At 43.4% G+C, this 24,850-nt stretch carries 1 protein-coding gene; it reads left to right on the forward strand.

Going from position 1 to position 24,850, the window contains the following annotated elements; all coding sequences use genetic code 11:
* Positions 1 to 236: 236 nt before the first annotated feature.
* A partial coding sequence (locus DKM50_08215) for a hypothetical protein (protein PZM79632.1) occupies positions 237 to 24,850 on the forward strand: 24,614 nt, incomplete at its 3' end.

The raw sequence follows: 24,850 nt of genomic DNA on the forward strand, positions 1-24,850 counted from the left end.
ATCTTTATGAAGTCTGTAATAATTATTGCAATAGTGCCATGAATAAATTACTGAAATTAATTATATGATCAGGTGTGCCGGTTATAGTATTCTTTGGAAGAATTGAAATAAATAATTAATCATTACGATATTTATATCAGAGTTTCATGTCCGTGTGATAAATGAGAAATTAATTATTCTTTTGACATAAGTGTTTTTTTAATGATACTATTTTATTCTGGAGAAGAAATATATATATGGGTAGTGAATCCAAATATCAATTAGAATCGTTAGAGCCAAGAGTTCTACTGTCGATAGATACGACGGGAGCAGGACTGATTGTGTCTTCCGGAACTTCTGTTACGAGCAGCATTGAACAACAATGTTTTCTTGATAATTCCCAGAATGATTTTCATGATAATACCTATAATGTAATGAGCAGTGCTGATAGTCTGTTTGATCAAACACTATATCAGAACATTTTTTCGGTTGTTGATAATGACCAAAATACTCCGGTTGCAGATGATAGTCTTGATTCACAAACTGTAACTTCAGATCGGTCTGTCGAGGAAGTTCAGCCAGTTCTTAACGCTTCAACTTCGAGTGCTTCCAGTATCGTTTTGGCTACTCAATGTGTGGCCCAAGCAGTTTCCGAGTCGATTCTTAATAATAGTGAAACTCGAGTTATAACACTTGACGCCGCAAATGCTCCGCCAAAAGTGAGTGTTATGGATAGTGCAGCGATGCGTGTTCTAACGCTTGACGCATCAAATGCACCGCCAGCCCAGGTAGTCAGTGGGTCGGGCTCTATAGTTGATAGTCAAGAATCCCAATTGCAGGAAGGTAGTAACCCTGGAGTTGGTAATGTGTTATCTATAGAATTACCACGTATACCCCTTCGCTCAGCAGTTGTTTCAACGAAAAGCACCGTGAATTTCAATCCTAATAAGCCAATTATCAATGTCAATGAATTACCCTCAAATAATGAAAATATTATAATAGGCAGTCCTGATTATAATTCCATAATCGAAATAGGGTCTCCTGATCAAAACGATAATAATCCGTTTCTGTTAACTGGCAATGTAACAATTATGGCTCCAATGCCTGGTGGTGAGGTTCATATTAATAGTCCTATTGTTGGCTCTGCTGGGGTTTCTTTTGTGATATATGGATCTGGGCATACAACAACCTATAGTGCTGGCATAATTACTGGTGGCGATATTATTATTAACGATTCGGTGATTATCGACGGAGATGTAACCTTAAGAGCAACGGGTAGCGTTTATATCTCAGGCTCAATAACTGGTAAAAATGATGGTATTGTTGATAACTTAATTATTGAAGCTGGAACTACGGTTGAGCTCTTAGGTGATATCGGTGGCTCTGGTCTTTCGTCTGTTTCAGTTGATGCGGCTGGGGCGGTGAATGTTGGTGGTAATGTTGCTGTTGATGGCAATGTTGTTTTTGCTAGTCGTGGTGCTAGTCTTGTTCTTGGTGGTAATATAGCCTCTCTTGGTGGAAGTGTAAACTTGGTTTCTGGTTTATTGCTTAGTATGGATTATGATATATCTTCTGGCGGAGGCGATATCTCTATTGTCTCTAGTGCGGGTATAGCTTCTTCGATTGGGGGATATATCTCGTCAGCTGGTAGTGGTGGGCTGACTGGTGTGTCTGGTGGCGAGATTCTTATAAAGAATGCCGGGGTTGGTAATATATTATTGCTTGGCAATATTGATTTTTCTGGCGGTAATTCATCGGGCGCTGGAATAGCCGGAGCTTCCGGTGGAGTTGCTACGGTTGTTAATGATTCTGGATCTATTTCTGTTGGAAATATAATTGGTCTGGGCGGTCTAAGTACTGGTGGTGGAGTTTCTGGAGCTTCTGGCCTGTTTCAGGTGTCTTGCGCTGGCGGTGCAGGTCAGTCTGTCGGTTCATCTATTTTGACTGGCAAGTTAAAGGTGATGGCTAGCGGTGGTAATATATTGCTTGATAATCAAGCTAATGATAGTGATTCTGTGGCTTTCAATATGAATGGTGGCGGTAGCGTTGTTTATGTTGATTGCGATGATGTTGTTGTTGATGTAATTGGTGTTGCTGGAAGCATGGGTGAATCTCTGCCTTCTGTGGCTGGCGTAGTATTGTCCGGTGGTAGCGATGATGTAGATGTGAGATCTCTCAATGGTAATCTATCTGTTAGTGGTGATGTCGTTGTTGGCGGGATTGGTCTGGGTGATTTTCTTGGGCTGAATTTAGAGAGTTACTTGTTACAACTATTTTTAGAGCTGGATAATTTGGGAGGGATGATCAATGGGTTTACTCCATTTGACAGTAGCATCCCTGTTATTAATAAAAGCATCAATGGACTGTTTACTTCAGCCGGATACAAGATTGGCGATCTGCTAAAATTCCATGATGCTTTGGCTACATATTTCGCATTACCTGATGAGCCTGAGATTAGCGGGATCGTCAATGCGATTAAGGCTGAGATCAATCCTAAATTAGCCGGTTCTAATCTGGGAGCATCTCTTACATATATTAACGGCAGTCCACAATTGATTTTTGATGTCTCCTTCGATATAAACCCTCAATTTGGAGTAAATTTTGATCTGGGACCGTTTTTGACTGCACTAGGTCTGGAGTCCGATGGAGTTGCTTCTGTTTCCCTGCAATCTGGCATTGCGATTGATATAGCCTTTGGCATCGATCTAAACAAATTGCTTGATGGTGGTATCCCTATTGCAGAAACAGTTTTTTTCATATTACGTAATATGGATATCGATGTCCTGTTAGACCTTAATAATATTAATATCGGAATGGATACAGGTTTTCTTCAAACTGACTTGAACAATGCCTCGATCGATGTGAATACCGGCGCAAATATCAAGCTTAACGGGATTGATCAAAAACTATATTTGTCAGATATTAGCGGTAAGAGTTTTGATGAGATATTTACAGTACAGCTTTCAGATGCCGAGATAGAACTTGTCGTTGAAGATGTTTCGATGTTTGCCGGACAGCAGGGTACCGGTTTGCTGATGACTGTTTCAGACCTGGGGTTAGTTATGTTGGGCCATTTTGCGCAGGATGACACCACCGGGGAGCTGCTTGCTCCGAGCTGGACGTACGCAATGACCGGAATTGGCACAGGTTCTTTGATAGGAATTAATGATATTAGTCTTCAGGGTAATGTAAAGATAAGGAAGAATACTACCGGTCAGGAGCTTGATAAGACATTAGGGGTTTCTGACCAAATAGCGGTTAAGTTTTTGGCTGATGAGGGTAATCTGGAGAACATAGAGCTTACCGGGCTATTAAGGTTACATGATTTCATATTTATCTGCGGAACTTTCGTTTACCAGAATAATGGTGCCGTCGATATTACGCCGGTCGGCAGCGAGACTTCTACAAATGTAAAAGTAATTCAGATCGGGGCAAATTCAGTTCATGCTTTTGCCGGAATCGGCGGGCCATATTGGGATAGCAATGCTGACGGCATAATAGATGGTTCTGATACTCCTGATGCTAATTCTCTGGGTGTTGCTTTTGGCAATATAAGTTTTGGCTTAGCAATTATGACCCCAACTGCCGCACTTAATAATTCCAGGTATTACGCTCTCAAGGCTACCGGAAATGCGGCGCTGGTCGGTTTGAATAATCTAACGCTTGCTTATGCCAATGCAGAAATGACGGTGAATAAGGCGTTTGATAAGGTGAGCGGGGATCCTGTTGCCGTCGTTGATTACACAAAGTTAACCGACGGCAAAATGTTGGTGCCGGTCGGATCCGGACTTGATGATATGGAGTTGGACTTTGCCGGAGAAATGCTGAAGACGAGCGGGAATGCAACGATTGGCATCTCCGAATACCTGTATATTAGCGGTAAAGTCGCTTTTGAAAAAGGTGATAATCAAACGGTTACTCTTGCAGATAATACGACTAAAGAAGTGAAAGTAATTAAGATCGGTGGTCATGGTATTTATGCTTTTGCAGGAATAGGCGGGCCATATTGGGTAGATAATAATAGTGACGGTGTTTACGAGACGCAGTCTGCGCAAGCATTGGGAGTTGCCCTGAGTAACGTGGCCTTTGGATTGGCCTTAATGAGACCGTCTGCTGACGCTGATACTAAACGGTACTACGCTCTTAAGTCAACTGGTAGTGTAAGTGTGGTTGGGATACCTGATATAACAATCCAGGCAGATGATTTTAATCTTGAGGCCAACGGAGCTAGCCTGGGAGATGCAGTAGATTTTACTAAACTGGTTGCTGGTAAGCTAATTGTGCCGACAGGAACAGGAACTCCTGAAATAGAGCTGGATTACAGTTCTTCGGTATTGCGAGCTAGCGGTACCGGCAGTCTTGGTCTAAGCAATTATATATATATAAGCGGCAGTCTGGCTTTTGAAAAAGGTAGTGTAGAAGCTGTTACCCTTGCAGACAATACAACAAAAGACGTGAAAGTTATTAAGATCGGTGGGCATGATATCCACGCATTCGCTGGGCTAGGTGGTCCGTACTGGAGAGATAGTACCGGTAATGATGTCATTGATGGAGCTGATACTCCGATGACCGGATCAATGGGGCTAGCCTTGAATAGTGTTACCTTCGGACTGGCTTTAATGCGGCCTTTGGATGCGGCTGACACTAAGAGATACTATGCGCTCAAAGCCAGCGGCAATGTAAGTCTGATTGGTATCTCTGATATGACTATTCAGGCAGACAAGGTCAAGATTGATGTAAACAGTGCCAGCGCCGGACCAGTAATAGATTTTACCAAACTGGCAGGTGGTAATCTGCTTGTTCCGACTGGTAGCGGTTCCCCTGATATAGCACTGGATTATAATGTAGCCATTATTAAAGCCAGCGCTTATCTTACTCTTGGGATCAAGGATTATGTATATTTAAGTGGTAATTTTGCATTTGAAAAAGGTGCGGTTGAGTCTATTAAACTTGTTGGAGATACCGCCTTTACTGAGATGGGTGTAGTCAAGATCGGCGGCAATAATATCCGTGGTTTTGTTGGAGCTGGCGGGCCGTACTGGGTAGACAGTAATCATGACGGTGTTATCGATGGCACTGATACCCCTGTATCAGGTGGTGCTATCGGTTTGATCTTTAACAATATCAATTTTGGATTGGCCTTATTAAAGCCAACTGATTTGCTCAATAATAACAGGTATTACGCGCTTAAGTCAGAAGGCAGCGCCGCGGTTGTAGGCATTAGCGGACTGGACCTCGCGCTGAATGAAATGACGATAGAAGTTAACAAGACTTACAATACTCAAGGCGAAGTGATTACCAACGTAATAGATTTTACTAATTTAACTGACGGTAAGATGCTTGTAACTACAGGCAGCGGGTCTCCGGATGTGGAACTTGATTTTGATAACGAGTTGTTAAGAGCGGGCGGGAATGTTACTCTCGGTATCCAGAATTATATATACGTTTGCGGAGATTTTTCGTTCGAGCAGGGAACTGTGGAAACCGTGACCTTGAGTGATAATTCAACTAAAGAAGTAAAAGTGTTAAAAGTCGGTGCCAGTAACGTTTATGGCTTTGCCGGTATTGGCGGACCGTACTGGGTGGACAGTGAACCGGATGGTGATATCGATAACGATGATACCCCATCTGCAGCCGGTGCAGTTGGTTTGATACTTAATAATGTGGGATTCGGTCTGGCTTTAATGAGACCAACAGACAGTGCTGATCTTAAAAAATATTACGCACTCAAAGCCACCGGAAGCGTATCTCTGGTAGGTATACCGGGGTTGACGCTTCAGGCTGATGAAATGTCTTTTGAAGTTAACTCAGCGAGTGAAGGTCCGGTAATAGATTTTACTAAACTGGCTGATGAAAAAATGATTGTGTCTACAGGTAATGGGACTTCTGAAGTTGAGCTCGATTTTAGTTCGCAGCTGCTTCGTGCCAGGGGTAACGTGACCTTAGGAATAAGCGACTATATATATGTAAGCGGTAATTTTACTTTTGAAAAAGGCAGTATTGAAACTGTAACGCTGACTGATGCAAGCACAAAGGATGTGTCTGTCATTAAGGTCGGCGGAAGTTCGATTTATGGTTTTGCCGGAATCGGCGGACCGTACTGGGTGGATAGCAATAATGACGGGAAGATCGACGGAGATGATGCTCCGGCAGCTGATACAGCATTAGGTCTTGCCTTAAGTAATGCAAGTTTTGGCTTGGCATTAATGCGCCCGACTGATGCATCTGACATCAAGAGATATTATGCACTTAAGTCAACTGGTAACGTGGCCATGGTCGGTTTGACTAATTTTACTTTGCAGGCAAAAGAATTGACCCTGGAAGTTAACAAAGCAAGCCTTGGTGCCGCAGTAGATTTTACTGAGTTAGCCGGTGGTAAGATTCTAATTCCTACAGGTAATGGGACTTCTGAAGTTGAGCTCGATTTTAGTTCGCAGCTGCTTCGTGCCAGGGGTAACGTGACCTTAGGAATAAGCGACTATATATATGTAAGCGGTAATTTTACTTTTGAAAAAGGCAGTATTGAAACTGTAACGCTGACTGATGCAAGCACAAAGGATGTGTCTGTCATTAAGGTCGGCGGAAGTTCGATCTATGGTTTTGCCGGAATCGGCGGACCGTACTGGGTGGATAGCGATAATGACGGGAAGATCGACGGAACTGATACTCCGGCAACCGCAGGAGCGATGGGACTGGCCTTAACGAATGTGAGCTTTGGCCTGGCATTAATGAAGCCGACTGATGCCGAGGATGTAAAAAAATATTATGCGCTAAAAGCCAGTGGTGGTGTATCCCTGGTTGGGATGTCCGATATCACCTTGACTGCAACTTCGATCTCGCTGGAAGCGAACGGAGCGAGTGCCGGTGACGTGGTGGATTTTACGGAACTTGCCGGAGGGAAGATGTTGATCCCGACGGGAGCAGCTGATATCGAACTTGATTATGATGAAGCCGTGCTTCGGGCAAGTGGGACGGTAACCTTGGGCATTTGTGAATATATTTATTTGTGTGGAAGTTTCGCTTTTGAAAAGGGTGGCAAAGAATTTGTGACCCTTGAAGGGAGCACGACTAGTACGGAAATAACTGTACTTAAGATAGGTGGCTCAAATATCTATGCGTTTGCAGGAGTAGGCGGGCCGTACTGGGTGGATAGTAATACTGACGGGAAAATTGATGGTGCTGATACTCCGGTAGAAGGTGCTCTCGGTGTCGCGCTTAATAATGTTGCGTTTGGGTTAGCTTTGATGCGACCAACAGATGTTGCGGACGTTAAAAAGTACTATGCACTCAAAGCGACTGGTGGGGTCTCACTTATCGGTATATCCGATATCACCTTAACGGCAAACTCAATTTCTCTGGAAGTGAACGGAGCGAGTGAGGGCGCTGTGATAGATTTTACGAAGCTAGCCGATGGAAAGATGTCAGTTCCGACTGGAGCAGGAAATCCGGAAGTTACCTTGGATTATAGTAGCTCCCTATTGCGTGCTAGCGGCAACTTAACACTTGGAATAAGCGAATATGTTTACATTGCCGGTGATTTTGCGTTTGAAAAAGGTGGGGTTGAGCTCGTTACCCTCGCTGATAATACTACGAAGAATGTTACGGTTATCAAGATCGGTGGAGCTAATATCTATGCGTTTGTTGGTCTAGGTGGACCTTATTGGTTTGACAGTAACCACGATGGTAAAATTGATGGCACTGATACTCCAACAGGAAATAATGCTATCGGGTTAGTACTTAACAACGTGTCCTTTGGACTTGCACTGATGAAGCCAACTAACGGGGCTGATGCAGAGAAGTATTATGCACTGAAAGCTACTGGAGCCGCCGCTCTACTCGGTATTCCTGATATAACATTGCAAGCTGATTCGTTACAGATCGATGTAAATGGAGCGAGTGAGGGATCTGTTGTTGATTTTACCAAGCTAGCCGGTGGGAAGATGACTGTTCCGACAGGAACGGAGACTCCGGCTGTTGATCTTGATTATGCTGGGGCGTTGTTGCGGGCCAGTGCCAATGTTACCATTGCCATCAGTGATTACGTTTTTGTGAGTGGAAATTTTGCGTTTGAAAAGGGTGAAATTGCGACTGTAATTCTGAGCGACAATACGACGAAAGAAGTTAGTGTTCTCAAAGTCGGTGGCAGCCATGTGTATGTCTTCGCCGGAATCGGCGGCCCGTATTGGACAGATACAAATAATGATGGTACCTATGAGGCCAATCCTACAGGTGCAATCGGTATTGCTTTAAGTAACGTAGCATTTGGACTTGCGATACTTAATTCAACTGCAAATGACGGTAATAAATATTATGCTCTTAAAGCTAGCGGAAGCGCTGCTCTTGTAGGGGTAGATTCTGTTACCATCCAGGCTGATAATTTGCTGGTTGAGGTTAATGGGACCCGGGCTGGCCCGGATGTCGTTGATTTTAGCAAGCTAGCCGGGGGGAAGATGTCAGTCCCGACCGGAAGCGGTACCCCGGATGTTGATCTTACCTATTCAACATCATTACTTAGGGCATCAGGTAGCATAGCAATTACCATCGCAGGTCAGACACTCAGCGGTAATTTTTTCTTTGAAAAGTCTGTTAATGATAATGGCGGGAATATAATAAAGGTTGGCGTTTCCGATATTCATTTCTCGTTTTTAGATGGGGCCGAAGGAGCAGCTCAGAATGTAATCAGCCTTACTAATGGCAGTGGCGTCATGGTTATAACCGATAAGGGTATTGCCGCCCAGATTAGTATGGATGTCGCGTTAACCATTCCTAATCCCGATCCGGTATTCTCATTCAACTCAACAGTTTCCTTAGCGATTAGCAATAGTACTAGTGCTATAAAGGAATCTTTTGAGTTCAATGGTGATCCAATAGAATTAGATCTTCCTGAAGGTCCTTATGTCAGGATTTTATTAGACAATACTACGTTAACGATAGCGGGCATTGCGTTGACTGGTACGTACCAGATTGAACAGGTAACTCTGGATGATGGGACTAAGATCATCAGGGTTGGCGCAACCGATATTGCTACTAACATTCTTGGTGAAGGCGCGATCAGTGGAGGATATGGCGGGTTTATTTTTTATCAGACCGGTGTTGCCGGAATACTCAAAGGCAATATTGTTCTTGATGTAGGGAATGTTATTTCTTTTGAGGGTGAGTTGGCGTTCAGGATCAATACTACAGGACAGATTATTGATCAGACCATAACCGTAAACAGCAAAGAAATCCGGGTTAAGTTTGAGACCGGCGAAGGTAACCTGAAAGGTTTTTCAGGTACCAATGCAACTCTTACCATAGGTGATTACCTGCGGTTAAGCGGTGATTATTCTATTGCGAAGGTAGATACTGGGCTCGCAACTGAGCGTACTTTGATCGGAGCTAAAAATGTCGAGCTTTTCTTAGGTAAAGGTCCTGCGGAACTTGAAAGCGGCGATCGTAATCCGGATGCAGTTGGAGTATTGGTAACATGTAGTTCGTTGGGAATTGTTAAGTTTCTTGATGGGACCTACGCTATTATGGCTACCGGTAATGCCGGTGTAATTGGGCTTGGTGCCGGGTTTGTTATTTCCGGTCAATTAAGTGTAAAGATTAATACCAGTGGAAGAATTGTAAATGATACGGTTAATATCCCTGATTCAGGTTCGGTCGTTGTCGCCTTTGCTTCAAATAACCGAATCGAAATGTTTGAAGGTCAGGTTAGCATCAATATCGGTAATGTATTTAAGCTGGAGACTTCGGCTGAGAAGAATGTTACATTTACACGTAAGCCAACCGGAGAAGTTGATGTTGCAGTACCAGAAGCAACCGTTTCGATAAACATACCCAGGGCAGATGGCAGCGAGCAGGAAATTTTTTCCATAACCGGATCTGCTAATTTTTCCTTAGGTGGAGGACAGGGTTTCCGTTTACAGGATATTAAGGTTAGCGGGTTTTCGATTTTTGGTATAGGCGCCACAATGGCAGCCCCGGCTATCGAGAAAAGGACACCTACTGCGGACCTGAGTCTTCCTTATGACGGTGGAGTTTTTGACAGGGCTGAATTAAACACCAGAGGATATATCGATGTTGTTTTTAATGATCCCAATAGTGTTGGGATAAAAGAATCCTCAATTACTGATGATACTTCCGAGTTCATATTAACACTGAATGGTGCAGCGCCGGCCGGAGTGACAATTAACGGGCGTGCAACAAAAATCGCAACAAATATTTTCAGATATACTTTCTCCGGGCAGTTTGCTGAGGATGGGCAGGTTGCGCTGAAGTTTCTTCCGATGGCATTTGCTGATGAGTCCGGTGTTAATAATGTTGTTGAAACCGAGCGATTTACCTTGGCTACAAAGGCTTCTGAAGCTGATCCTCTTCCTTCCATCGTTCCGGTAGCTATTCTCAGCAATCCTACTAGCGGTGCGCAGGTCAACCTTACTGTTATCCGGGCAAAGAGTTATGTTGATGTGACTTTTATCGGACCGGACGGGTATGCGCTGGATATTGCCAGCATTGATGGAACTGAGCTAACTATTACAGGTGCAGGTGCCGGAGATGCCAGATTCAGCGGTTACAAGAAACTATCTGAAACTACTTACCGATATACGATTACCGATAAAAACACGGCTAATGAAATTGATGTTTTTGCCAGCGGCGAAGTGACAATAAAAGCGCTGGTTAATACTTTTTCTTTTAAAAAAATCAGCGATCCTACTCAGGTATTAGCAAATATTGAATCGGAGTATCAGTTCACAGTGCAGAGTGACGCTCAGGATATGGGCGCGGCCAATACTGAGCATTCTATAGGTCCTCTGGTTATTGTAGGACCATCCATTGGCATTGCAGGGGTAACTTTTAATAAAGGTAACTTAGTGTTGACCATAGCTATTGGAGCTGATGAGGCCAGACTAGCTTTTGGCGGTGCAGATAGTGCGGTTTCAACTACTTTGACAGGGATCCTCGGTACATTTGACATGGAAGTGGACGTCCTTAAATTGCTAAGTGGCAATGTCGGTTCAGCGCTTACTGTTCCGGGAAATTTTGCGGTTAAGATTGAGACACTGGAAATTAAGATCTCTGATATTGTCAGGGTTAATGCTAAGGGAATTGAGTTTGGTTATGATCCTAATTATGATCCGGCTGCTAATGGTGGAGAAGCCCAGAAGATTTTTGAAGTCAAAGATTTTATCGGGATCAGTTTTGACAGAATTAAGGTTGCTGGAGTTATTACCTCTACTGCCGAACTTCCAGCGCTAACAGTCAGGACAAATGGGTTTAAGATCGGGTCGGCTATATTGGCTTATGGCGTTACACTCAGCGGCGCTGGGGAATTGACACATGATGCCAGTGATGGTCCGGCAATAAAACTTGGCAGTATTCTGGAATTTGATGATATACGTATCGGGATTACCAATTTTGAGGTTGTTTATGGATCTGCTGTAGATTTTAACGGTGAAATATTCATAGCTTCCGGCGGGGCGAAATTTTTCCCTGGCAGTCCTGTGAGCGTAATAATTAAGGACAGGCTGACCGCGGAAACTACTGATGTCAGTGGAATAGCTGACACCGAGGCGTTACGTGCTACGCTGGAATTTGAGCATGGTCAAGTTAAGGCGTTTAAGTTCAGCGTGGATACTATAGAAGTAAAATTGAGTAAATTTGTTACGCTTAGCGGCGTCGACATTATTCTTGATACCGGTGCAGCTGACAATGAAGAGATGCTCCATGTAGGATCAGTGTCGGCAACAGTTGCTTTCGGGTCAGTAGTAATTGGTGGAGAAGGCCGTAACTTTGCGTTTCTTGGAGATGGTTCTTTCAAAGCTTTACCGGGATTCGGCGTTTTTCTGATTTTAGGTGGAGCTACTGCTGATAGTTTTGTCTGGCCAAGCTGGCTGCCGATAAAGATATCCAAAATAGGTATCGAGTGGGCTGATATTGAAGCTGACCCGGATGATTTTGTTTTGACTTTGTCTGCTACGGTTACAGGTATAAAAGGGGTATCCGGGCTTAACTTTTCCGGTACTGTTGACGATATAAAGATTGACCTTGGTCTGCTTATGGCCGGCCAATTCCCAATAGTAGATATAGGTGCGATAGGTGTTGGTGTTAAGGGTAGAATGTTTGGCGGCGAAATCGATGCGGCACTGATCGGCGGTATCCTCAAGCTCGATGCTCTAGGCAATATTATCGATTCTTTTGATACAGTTACTAAAATCGATGCCCGTATTATGTTTATGGGCCTTCAGGGCGGATTTAAGTTCGCGGGAATGGGCGGGTTTTCTATCAGGTTGGCACTCTCTGAGCTCGGGCCTTTAGGTGTATTCATTAATGTAACCTTGCCTGCCGGGATTCCTATCGGTGCCCAGACAGGGATTGCGATAAATGATTTTTCTGCCGGGGTAGAATTTTTTACGACCCTTCCTTCAATTGATGATCCCTTCAAACTCCGGGACCCTGTGTTCGGATTGCCGACAGATGTTACGGTAGATACATGGTTATCACAGGTCAAGCAACAGGTAGCGACACAATACTTGACTGTCAAAGCAAATCCTGGGTTGGGTGGATTTTTAGCAGCGTTTACCTCCCCGATGACCATAACTGGAAGCGGTAAGATATTTGACAACTATACTTCTAAGGAAACGTTTAATGGGCAGGTCATGATCAAGTTCAGTACTGACGGTAAATTCCTTGTTGTCGGTAAGCTTAATTTTGCCGCAGATAATATAAGTATCAGCGGCAGATTATATGCTGATCTTTCTAAGATTGCAGCTGGGGATATAACTATTCTCTTCCTGGCAGATATTCCCGACCAAGTTAGAGTTTTTACTGCCTATGGCAAATTGAAAATGGGTTTTAAGGATGCTAGTGGTAATGAAGTAGAGTTTACTACTGTTGATCTTCCCGGTGAAAATCCTGAGGCCGCTCTGTCTGGCCCTTATAATGAAGCCACTGTAGGCATCGGGACTTTGAATAATCGTGGATATCTTGATGTCAGATATATTGTTGGTGCCGGATGTACTTTGGATAAAGATTCCATCCTTGACCTTCAATCTGAATTCGATGGAGCTACCGGAGCAGGTGGCAGTATTATTACCCCAGATTTGAGCCAGCGTCCTGTACTAATTAGTGAAGACCTCAATGCAAACACATATGTTTTTCGTTATTGGATTAATGGAAATTATGAATCCGAAGATACGGTTGTTTTGACTTTTAAAGATAATAGCTGGTTCTATATAGATGCGAGTGGAACTCAGGTTGGTAATGTTGGAGGTACTGTTACTGTACTTGACTACACTACTGCTAATGTTGGTTATATAGACATTAAATACCGTGCATCCAAAAATAATTCACTTAATGAATCTTCCATAACCGACCTCGAACAGGAATTTGCTATAAATGGTACCGGCAAAGGTTCGATACAGTTTAAGAATGCCGCCCCGTTAAAATTGCCTGGAACTGATATTTACAGGTATTACCTGACCGGTGATTTTATAGCTGGTGATATCTCTATAGTATTTAGCCAGAATACCTGGGGAGATAATCTGAAGACTAATTCTGCCTATACTGAAAGTTTTACTATTGTTGCACCCGTCGCGAGCATTTCTGATCCTTTTACCGGAGCAGTTACTGATGTAAGTGTGCTTAATGGTAAGGCAAAAACCATCGACATAATATATACTCCGACTCCTGGAAGTTCACTTGATTATGCTTCAATTTTAGATGCGGCAGCTGAATTCACTATGGATATGGGCGGTATAAGCATTACAGTTGGGACTGCTCCTGTTCCAGTTGTTCTTGAGGATAAACCATTTGAAGCTATTATAAGGGAAGTTGGAGAGAGCGATGTTGCTTTTAATGCGCGATTGGCCAGCTCAATCAACTCATATGTAATTATTACAAAAATTGGCGATGAAACTGATTCTGAATTCTACACGCGGTTAAGCAATGCCGGGATTACGAGGTTCAGGTATACCCTTACTCTTCCTGATGATAAATATGTTCCAGGAATAGTAACACTCAGTTTTATTGAGGGTAGTTGGCAGGATACCAATAGTTCGGTCAGTGCCGCTGAAATACAAGTGAAAGTTGAAGGTCCGACGGCTCAGCTGAATGGACCTTTTGAAGGTGGTACTATTGATATTAATACGCTTAATAACAGGCATTATATAGATGTGGAACTGCCCGCACCACCAGCAGGTTATCTGATCGATCCTGCATCTATAACTGATACCGGTGCAGAGTTTAAATTGAGCGGACCGGGACTAGGTACAGTTGCACTTGATAGTATTCAGGCTCCTATACTTGTCTCAGGTGAGAGAACTTATCGTTATTGGTTAAATGGAGTTTTCTCTGCTGGGGATGTAACTCTGTCTTTTGTACCTGGAAGCTGGTCATACGTTAATCCTAACGCTACCGACAATATTGTTGTTACGATTTCTAATGCGATCCTTCTTAATGTAACGATACCAACAGCTCCAGCCGGGTACGAGCTTGATCCTGTTTCAGTCACTGACCTTTTGCCAGAAATAACCTTGACGCATAATAGCGGTAAGACCATTGAACTATTAGATACCGAAGCACCTGTAAGAATAGGTGGAACAAATACCTTTAGTTACAGGATCCGGGGCAATTACGCTTATGATGGTACAGAGACCGTGACCGTTAGTTTTATTACCGGGTCCTGGTCATTTATTAAGACAGGCCAGACCTTTGATCCAATAACTATTGTTAATCCTGCTCAATACAACGAAAAGACTTATCTCGACGTTATCTATTATCCGACATTAAATAATACCTTAAAACTTACCAGTATAGACGGCGATGAATTTGCTTTTGATCCGGCGTGTACTGCCAGTGATGATGTTACTATCAGTGGACTGTTTACCCGGTTACCAGGAACAAATGTGTTCCGGTATTATGTCAGTGGAAAGTTCGCCACAGGAAATGTTTCAGTTAATTTTGTACAAGGCAATTTTGAAGATACACTTTATTCTAATCTGACCAGTTCTCAAGTATTTACTGTAGAGGGAACAACTGCTAATTTAGCCGATTCGCTTTATGGCTCGATCGTTGGATTGAACCAGCTTAATAACCGGGGGTATATTGATGTTTCGCTGAATGTCCCTGCAGGGATGATCCTTAATTCAGGATCGGTTACCGATCTTGATCCTGAGTTTGTTTTGAGTGGCGCTGGAGCTGCCAGTGTCCTGCTGGATAGTACGCAGGCTCCTGTCCTTATTGATAATACAATGAATAAGTATCGTTTCTGGGTGAAGGGTTCATACACTTCCGGGGATGTAATTATTACTTTTATTTCCGGGGCCTGGAGTTATGCAAATGATGCCGGAGTAACAGCCGATAGCACTTTTGCCGGAACGGCATTTGTTGCTACTCCTTCAACAATTAACAGACATTACATAGATATCAGTTATAAGCCTTCCTCCGGGGAAGAACTCGATGCTTCTTCTATTATAGACGGAGCTCCTGAGTTTAGTCTTAGCGGTGCTGGAACGGCTGGTGTTGTGCTATCAGGCAATATTCCAACACTACTTCCGGGAACTATGATCTATCGTTATTATTTTGATGGGGCATTCACTGAAGGTGCCGTAAATATTGATTTTATTGCCGGGACCTGGCAGGATATTACGACAACGAATCTAGCCCAGACCAAGGGTTTTACTATAGTGGCATTGACCGCCTCAGTAGTTGATCCTGGTGCAGTTTCTTCTATTGATAGAACTACGCTTAATACCAGAAAATATATTGATATCAGTTTTAATACTATTGCCGGAACAGCACTGAACGCGGCTAGTGTTATTGACGCAACTCCAGAGTTTATACTATCAGGTACGGGCAAAGGTACGGCTGCACTTGATCCGTCTGTTGCTCCTGTACTGGTTGACGCAGCGACAAATACCTACAGGTACACGTTTACAGGTGCTTTTGTTACCGGGACAGTTGCTATTGAATTTATTGAAGGCAGTTGGTCGGATTCATTAGGAAATACTGCAAGTTCCAGCACTCAGTCGTTTAATGTAATGGAAGAAATAGGGACTGCCGATTCTTCCGGTCGTTCTTTCATGATAATGATACAGGGCGGAATTGAACTGCAAGCCCTTGGTCTTCTTGAAGAGCCTTTACTTGAAATCCGAGGCCAGGTTATTTTCGATCTTAATTTTGAGCGTAAAGTATTCGCAGTTGATATGTCCGGAACTGTTAAGGTCTACAAGCTAGGCAATATTGCTTCCGGTGCAGGCAGGTTTATCCTTGATGCTTCTGACAAAACCGATGGTACTCCACAATTCTGGGGCGTAGTAAAATTACAGACAAATTTTGCTTTCCTTGAGCAGTATGGTGTTTTTATCACCGGAGAAGCTCTTTTACAGATAAATACGACATCTGTAGAAAAGGTTGAGGCTTTAACTTTTGAAGGAATACCTGGAGACGTTCTTTTTCAGCTTGTAGACCTTTCATTGATAAGTTCCCTGCCGATAGTACAATTGCAACGTAATAATGTTAGTCAGGCATGGAAAGATTTATTCGCGCTGCCTGCAAATGGTGGGATCATTCTTGGGGCAGGTGCAACTGTAGAGTCGACAGTGGCTGGTCAAAAATGGCGTATTATTGATGGGCAAAAACAATATTTTATTCAAAAAGAACTAGTCAACGGAAATTATGTTCTTAATGTGCGTGGTGAAATCCAGTCTTTTAACCTGGCCCCTAAGAGTTTCTTAATTCAAGTGGTTGGTACAATGCTTGTAAAAGATCCGGTACATCCGGCGGCTGATCCGATTTTTGTCCTTGGCGGCGGGTTTGTCCTTAGTATTAATACTGAGAAAATAGAGATTTTTGTAACGGCAACATTGAGTGTTGGCGGAGAATCGGGGATTAATGCTGAGGCAACAGGTCTGTTGGTTATTGTTATGTCCGGAGCTAATACTGGTGTAGCCGGAATGCTGGATATTTCTGCCAGTTCATCAGTAATACCTGGATTGCCTCCCCTGCCTGGTATTTTTGAAATGACCGGCAAAGTTAAGGTAATGTTTAATACAACTATGAAGGATCAGGTTTTTATTATGCCTGATGCCTTTATTCCTTTATTGTCAGCAGGCCAGTCAACACGTGTTGAAATATATAAGGCCGCACCTAATGACAATGGGACCCCGACAGCAGATCCGGCTGCAATTTATATCAAGCTTACTCTCCTTGCCGAAGTCAAACTTATGAATCTCATTTATTTATATGGGTTTGTCGGTGTAACAATCAATTTAGACGGGGAAGGCGCTCCGATCGACACAACAGTTACCGGTGCGGTTGGTACTAATATCAGTTTTCTCGGCGCCATGTCCGGGACAATTTATTTTAGAATTTTTACCGGAGCTGATCCCGGTGTTGTCGGACGGGTCCAATTGACCCTATCCAGTAAAGGGATCATTCCAGGGATCAATCTCAGTGGAGAATTCGTACTGGAATTTAATACCTATGCGACGGACAAGACCGTTACTACTTTTATGATCGATCCTGAGACCGGGCTTCTTGAGCGTAACTCAACTACTGGTGATCTTGAACTCGGTCCTGCTACTTTGCATTCTGGTATGAAATTATACCTTAAGGGCGATCTGGCTATCGCGGGGATGGTAACTCTACATGGATTATTTGTTTTTACGATTAGTGACAGTCTGGAGATCTATGCTGAGGCGTCTCTTGATATGTCGCCTTTTGCCAGCTTGAATGTGGTTGGATATTTGTATGTTGGAGCTCCAGGGCTTGTTGCCAGCCTCCAGGTAGATGTCGGTGTCGATTTTGGTGCTGCGCTTGGTTTAGAGTTTAGCGGTTCGGCACTTATCCAGCTGAATACCACTGGGGTCAACAAGACTGTGCCGGGGAATGCGACAGTTATTGCTCCTGGGTTCAGGTTCCATATTGACGCGGCAATTAAGTTCAAGAATTTTGCTACCGGGTCGGGTTCTCTTGATATCCTTATAACTAATAGTCAATTCGAAATGCAGTTTGCCCTTAGTTTTTCAATTGGCGGTTTCTGTTTTGATGCTAGTGGCGGGGCTGGGGTCTATAGTGACGGTATTGTATTATGGGTGAATATTTCACTTAATGCCAATCTTGCAATAATAGATGTTACAGCTGCCGGTAAACTGCAGATCAATACGACGGGATCTGTCCATACCTATAACAAGGTATCAATCAAAGCTAATTCGTTTTATCTCTCACTGACCGGGGAGATCTCATTAATTAAAGTCCTTAAATTTAATGCTTCTTTTAAAGTAGTAGTAACTGGGGGTGAATGGCGTTTCGATTTTATTGCCAGTATTGATTTTTTTGGGATTGTAACCCTTAACGGTTATGGCTATGTTGATTCCGACGGTAATTTCAGTGTGGACCTTAGTGGCAGGATGACTCTAGGGAGTTCCAGCTTCGGGTTGGTAGGCGATTTCAATTTTCATCTAAGCTCTGAGCTGATCAAGTCACCTCCACCATCTCAGGAAGAACATTATAAGTTTCTTTTGAGTGGTTCGGCCTCAGTAGAGGCGAGGGTGTTTGGTATCACACTTGGCGGCATTGGCCTGGGTTTTTCCTTTGGGGCTGAAGGTTCCGGTACTGTCAAAATTGAGCTAAGTGTTACTGTAAGTATTAAGATCCTTTTCGTTAGAATAAGCAAAACTGCTTATTTCACCATTGGTTATATGGAATTGCCAAAGCCTGTGTATCTGGCTGGTGATGCGGGCAATACGCCGGTGGCGGCGCATTCGTGGAGCGGAGGTAACCTTTATCTTAATATGGGAGATACCCGAGGACAATACAGGGATCTGGCAAATAGCGCACTCGATGAATCATATTTTATTGAGCAGGTTGCAGGGACTGCTCAGAATGCGACTATTAAGGTTACTGCCATGGGCCGCAGTAAAATATACGAGAATGTTACTGCGATCTATGCCGATGGCGGCAATGGTAATGATTCGATAACTATTAAAGATAGTGTGAAGATCCCCGTATACATAAACGGGGGAGCCGGTGATGACATAATAATTTGTGATAGCAAAGGCCTTGTATCTATAAGTGCTGGTAGCGGGTCTGACTATATACATGCGTCCGGCAACGGTACTATTTATATTGAGGGTGGGGATGGCGATGATTATATCGAATATACCGGGACAGGTACAACGACGCTGAAGGGTGATGCAGGCTCTGACCGTATTATCGGCGGCAGCGGAGCTGATACTATTTACGGTGGAAATGATAATGATGAAATTGATGGTAATGGCGACGCAAATACTATTTATGCGGGCGCCGGAGATGACAAGATCAATCTTAATACTCTTGGTTTGGGCAGCACGATCTATGGTGAAGGTGGGAACGATATTTTCGCACATTTCGCAACGGTCAATGCTGATAATATAGTGATTTCAACGCCGGCACAGGATAGAGTTTTAGCTCAATATGTTAATGGGGGATCTATTAATTGCTACAATGTAGAGCAAATTGTTCTCGATGCTATGAGTGGTTCAGATAATATTACTGTTCGAGACCTGAGAAATTCCGGCTTGAACAAATTAACCGTTAATCTGGGGCAACAGGTAGTTACTACCGGATATGAATATGTTCTTGAAGACCTTGATGGCGATTCGGCAACAACAGGTGACATCGTCAGCGTGTATACCCCGATTAGATCTGTATATAACGATGGAGCAACGGACACGATAACGATCGAAGGAAATGATACCGAGGATTCCTTTCTAGGATATCTGATCAACTCTGATCCACTCACTGGCAAGATGCAGGATGTCAGGGTCGTTAACCAGGGAGTCAGTAATATCATCATTTCGGGCAGTGTCAGGTCTGAAAGCGATCGAGTGGTAATTGACGCCAAGGGGGGCAATGATACTCTTAACTTTTCTGGGTTTGGGCCAATCAGCGCAACAGATACAAAAATATATCCGGATATAATAATTGTAGACCTTCGAGGCGGAGCGGGAAATGACCGGCTGATAGGAACTCAATATAGCGATATCCTTAACAGCGGGGACGGCGATGATCTTGTTACCGGAGGAGAAGGTAAAGACTATTTCTTTGATTCCGGCGGCAACGACACCTTACTGGAAACTAATAATAAAGATATGTCCTTATTCAATAATAAATTTGTTGTAGGTACTATCCTCAATAATTCCGGCGGAGTGTTCCTTAAAGAGACGTTTAAGAGTGATAGCGAGCTTGCAGCGATAATTAATAATAGTGATGATCCTGAGTTGACGCTAGCTGTTCTTGGTGATTGGTATTCCTCCGGTGCCGTAGTCGAAGATTTGAATAACATTTTTGATATCGCTATGATCTATGGTGGCAAAGGCAATAATACGATTGTTGTCGGGGACCTGGATAATTCGATCCGGGTAGGGGCAACGTCTATTTATGTCACTCCGTGGATCGGGACGGTATATATCGATACCAAAGGCAATGAAGCAGACATCTATGCGGAAAATATAATCCTGAATATGAGAGGTGCCAGCGGGTCTTATTACAATCTCGACAATAACGGAACCTCAGGCGTGTGCCAACTGGTTGTGAACGGCACTAACAAGTCGGATACCTATACTATGAACGCGTCCGGCAGCGGAGCTTATAGTGTCGGTAATCTTGTTGTCGGTGATGCAGGTAGTGTTTCTTCCGAAAAGATAATCTTCAGGGCGATGGATAGATTGATGATCAATTCTTATGCCGGTGATGATCATTTCTTATCAAATAATACAGCGATAATAACTATTGTAGATATGGGCAGCGGTGATGATGAAATAGTAATCGGAACAGTACCGATGATATCGGATACCGGTAATCGTACGTTAGAATATCCTAATGGTGTCCCGGTTGCTGATACTAATAATATGACTAATGGTAATTCGGCTCCATTGTTTATTTTGGGATCAGGTCAGAATGATCGATTTGAAGTTAATCATAATCGGGCTGCTTTGTATCTCCATGGGGGTGCAGGAAACGATATCTTTTTGCTTAAGACCTTTCTTGTTTTAAAAGAAAACACAACTAACCCTGATCAGATAACTAACTTGTCAAATGTTTTTGGTGGTTCAGGTATGAATCGCTATAATTACCTGCAGAATGCTCCGGTATCGATTAATGGCGGAACTGGTGTTGATACTATCGTAATTGTCGGGACCCCTATTGGCGATGTGTTCGTAATAACGGATACCTATGTTGCCGGTGCCGGTAGAATAGTTAATTTTAAGGGTATAGAGCGTATCGAAGTAGACGGCGGCGGTGGGAACGATGATATCTACGTTTTAAGCACTCTGGCTACGCTAGAGGTTTCTGTTACCGGCGGTTCAGGTGATGACACTATTCATTTAGGCGGCACACCTCCTCCAATGGTATTTGATCCTCCTTCTTACACCTATACGCCTCCTGCATTTATTGTTCAATTGCCTCCGGAAATAGTATATGACAGCTATCACTATACTTTTAATAATTTTAGTTTTGAGATCAGCTGGGACCAGTGGTGCCAGGATGGAATGAATCCAAATGTTTCTATTCAGCGGTATATAAATGATCTTGTTAGTTTGTGCAATTGGTTAATTCCTTACTTTAGATTCGATAGTAGTTCCTATTCAGGTGTGAGCTGGGAGGAGATAGGTTCATGGTGGTCCTGGTTGTGGTGGTATGACGATACGATCTCTATTAATGTAGGTGCACTAAACTTTAATTACAGCGTAGGACATCCTGAGGCGCGTTCCAAAATAGTCCAGCCTCCTTCAGTTGTTGTTGATCCGCTGGCATACGCTTTCAAAGCTGAAGGCAGTTATGACATATCAGATATCAAAGGCAGGGTGACTATTGATGGCGGTGGTCTTGAAGAAGATAAAGGAGACCGGTTGATTGTTCATAATCAGAGCGGGTCATCTCTACCAGGTCTTATTACTAACCGGTCTTCCAAAAGGATGGTCCAGGTAGGAGAAGATCAGCAGGGCAATCAGATATTTAAACAAGATTCGGATGAGCACGGGTTGATGGTAGACAATTACCAGAGCCTTGAAGGTCTAGGGCTACCGACCGGGACCAGGGTTGATACCGAGGCATATCGCGGAATTGAGATCTCCGGGATTGAAGAGTTGGAGGTAAGGCTGAGTGCCGGTAATGACGATATATATATAGCTCAGGGAGAACTTCATCGATACGCTAATGGGGGGGATGCTTATATAAATGTAACCCCGGTTACCGGTATGAATAGCACTATAATCGGTGGCGATGGTAATGATACCGTCTATGTCAGGCAGATCGGCGGGAAAGTGAATATACTTGGCGGCAGCGGAGATGATACGGTCTATATAAGTAGTAATAATACACTAAGCGCAATTCACGATAATGTTACGTTCTTAGGTAATGATGATCTGGTCGAGAATGTTTATCAGGTAACAACCGTAAGTCTGGGAAGCTTGATGGACAATTTGCCGGAAGTTCTGGTAAATACGACTCCTCATTCCAATTTGTTTTACACTGATGCCAGCAATAACAAAGTATACTACGAATTACCACAGACATTGCCAATCCTGCAGGATGATGGGCATGGTAAGGTAATTATGCATGTCGTGACCATAAACAGCAGCGGTGAGCTGGTAATGGATATGGTTCAGGAGAAGGCGATTCATGAGCGTGGCGTGCAGGAAAGAGGGGTTCAAAAAGAGGTTAACAATGTCTTAATCTATTTAGATGAGAGTGGGCAGGAAACCTCTGATAATACCGGAATTCCATGTATTATTGATACGGTGGACGGTAGCCTGGTCTACTACAATTCAGATGGTCAGAAAGTGTTCACGAATACAGGCATTCGGGTAATCCTAACCGATGCTTCGGGCGCTTTGGTCTATCTTGATAATCAAAACCGCAAAACGTTTACCAATACCGGATTGCCATCGTTGATCACAGATTTTGTTAATGGGTCGCTGTTATATATTAATAATAATGGCTATAGGGTTTTTACGGTGACGAGCAAACCGGCATTAATCCCGGCCAACAGGACCCATACCGTTGATTACGAACGTACTGAAATAATACACTCTGAAGGTGCAGGTAATGATACTTTATACATTATAGATACGAGCAATAACCTCGCGGTTAATGCAGTTCTTGATACCTATCAATTATCAGAACTTGCCTATGATGGTACCGGCAGACCTTTGGTATATGAAGGTACCTCAAACCCAACTCAAAAAACATATTTTGGTGGTGAGCAGAAGGTTGACCTCGTAAGCGGTGAGCTCCTTTATTACACTGCTCAAGCACAAATTGATCCGTATACATTAGCTATTTATCAAGCAGGGGATCCTGTAAAAGATTCATTTACCGGGGCTGTGATCTATGATCTATATGGCCAACCTGTCGTACACAAGGTAGGCGATCCGTTGCTTCATCTCAAAGGAGAGCCAGTTAAGCACATCAATGGTGAAAACCAAAAATATCTTGGTGGAGAACTTGTTTATGATGAAAATGGGCAGCAGGTATTTAACGCAGACGGTTCTGCTTTTACATATTTGCCCGGCCAGGTAAAAATGCACAACAGGCATGACGCCGTGGTGGACAAGAATGGAACTCAATTAACCTATTCCGGTGGAGAAGCTTATTATTATTACGGCGATGAAGCAGTCCAGATCGGTCAGCCGATGGTAGACGGCAGTGGTGCTCTGAAATTGGATTCAAACGGGAAGGTGCTCAGGTATACCATTACGACTATTAAGGACCAGTTTAATAATTCTGTATTACATAGTCGCGGTGAGTTGGTATATCGACTAGTTGGTGGAGACGCGACCTTGATGTCGAATTGGGCGATCAAGACTCATGATTCCGGAGATTTGAGATATTATCTCGGCAACGAAGTGAAGACTTATTTCGGAGGAGAACTGGCTTATTATGCTCAAGGTGAACAGGTACTGAACAGTTATACATATAATCGAGTTACTGTATCTAACGGTATGAGCGGCTCTGTTTTCTATAAAGGTCTGGAAAACGTATACCTCTTATTGGGTAATGGGGCTGATATAGTAACTATAATGAGTACTCATAGCACACAGACGACGATAGATAGTGGAGACGGTAATGATAAGATAAATGTCAGGGCAATTTCCGGACAAACAACTATCAATTCCGGTAATGATAATGACCTGATCAATGTTGGTAGTTATGCGGGGAACTGGGATATAGCTGGGAATCCGCAGCTGCTCAATGTTAATGGGCGCGTAAATAATATATCTGCTTCTTTAACTGTAAATGGTCAGGCAGGGATAGATATGTTGACCCTCGATGATACCGGAAATAATACAGCCAGTGTTTGTACTCTGACCAGTAATCAGATCACCGGTTTAAATATGAGTACAGGTATTAATTATAGTACTCTGCAAATTTTGGACATAAATCTGGGATCAGGAAACGATACGGTTACGATCACTTCAACCCATACGAATGTAACCAATCTGGATAGCGGGACCGGGAACGATGTGATCACGATAGAATCGATCAGTGGCGTGAGTACGATCAGCGGAAACGCAGGCCCAGATACAATTAATGTTAAAACTATAGCAGCCCATACGACGGTCAACGGGAATGCCGGAATCGATACGATTAATGTGGGAAATGCCGCGAACACAGCTGACGGAATCCAGGCGTATTTAGAGATCGAAGGCGGTAGTGAATCAGACCAGTTGAATATAACAGAGACCGGAGAAACGAGCGATAATAGCGGGACTCTGACCGGGACGACGATTAACGGACTGGATATGCATGCTTCTGGAATTAGGTATGCTGGATTTGAGACGCTCAATATTAACCTTGGATCAGGAAACGATACGGTTACGATCACTTCAACCCATACGAATGT

The sequence above is a fragment of the Candidatus Margulisiibacteriota bacterium genome, from assembly GCA_003242895.1.
Taxonomy (GTDB): domain Bacteria; phylum Margulisbacteria; class Riflemargulisbacteria; order GWF2-39-127; family GWF2-39-127; genus GWF2-39-127.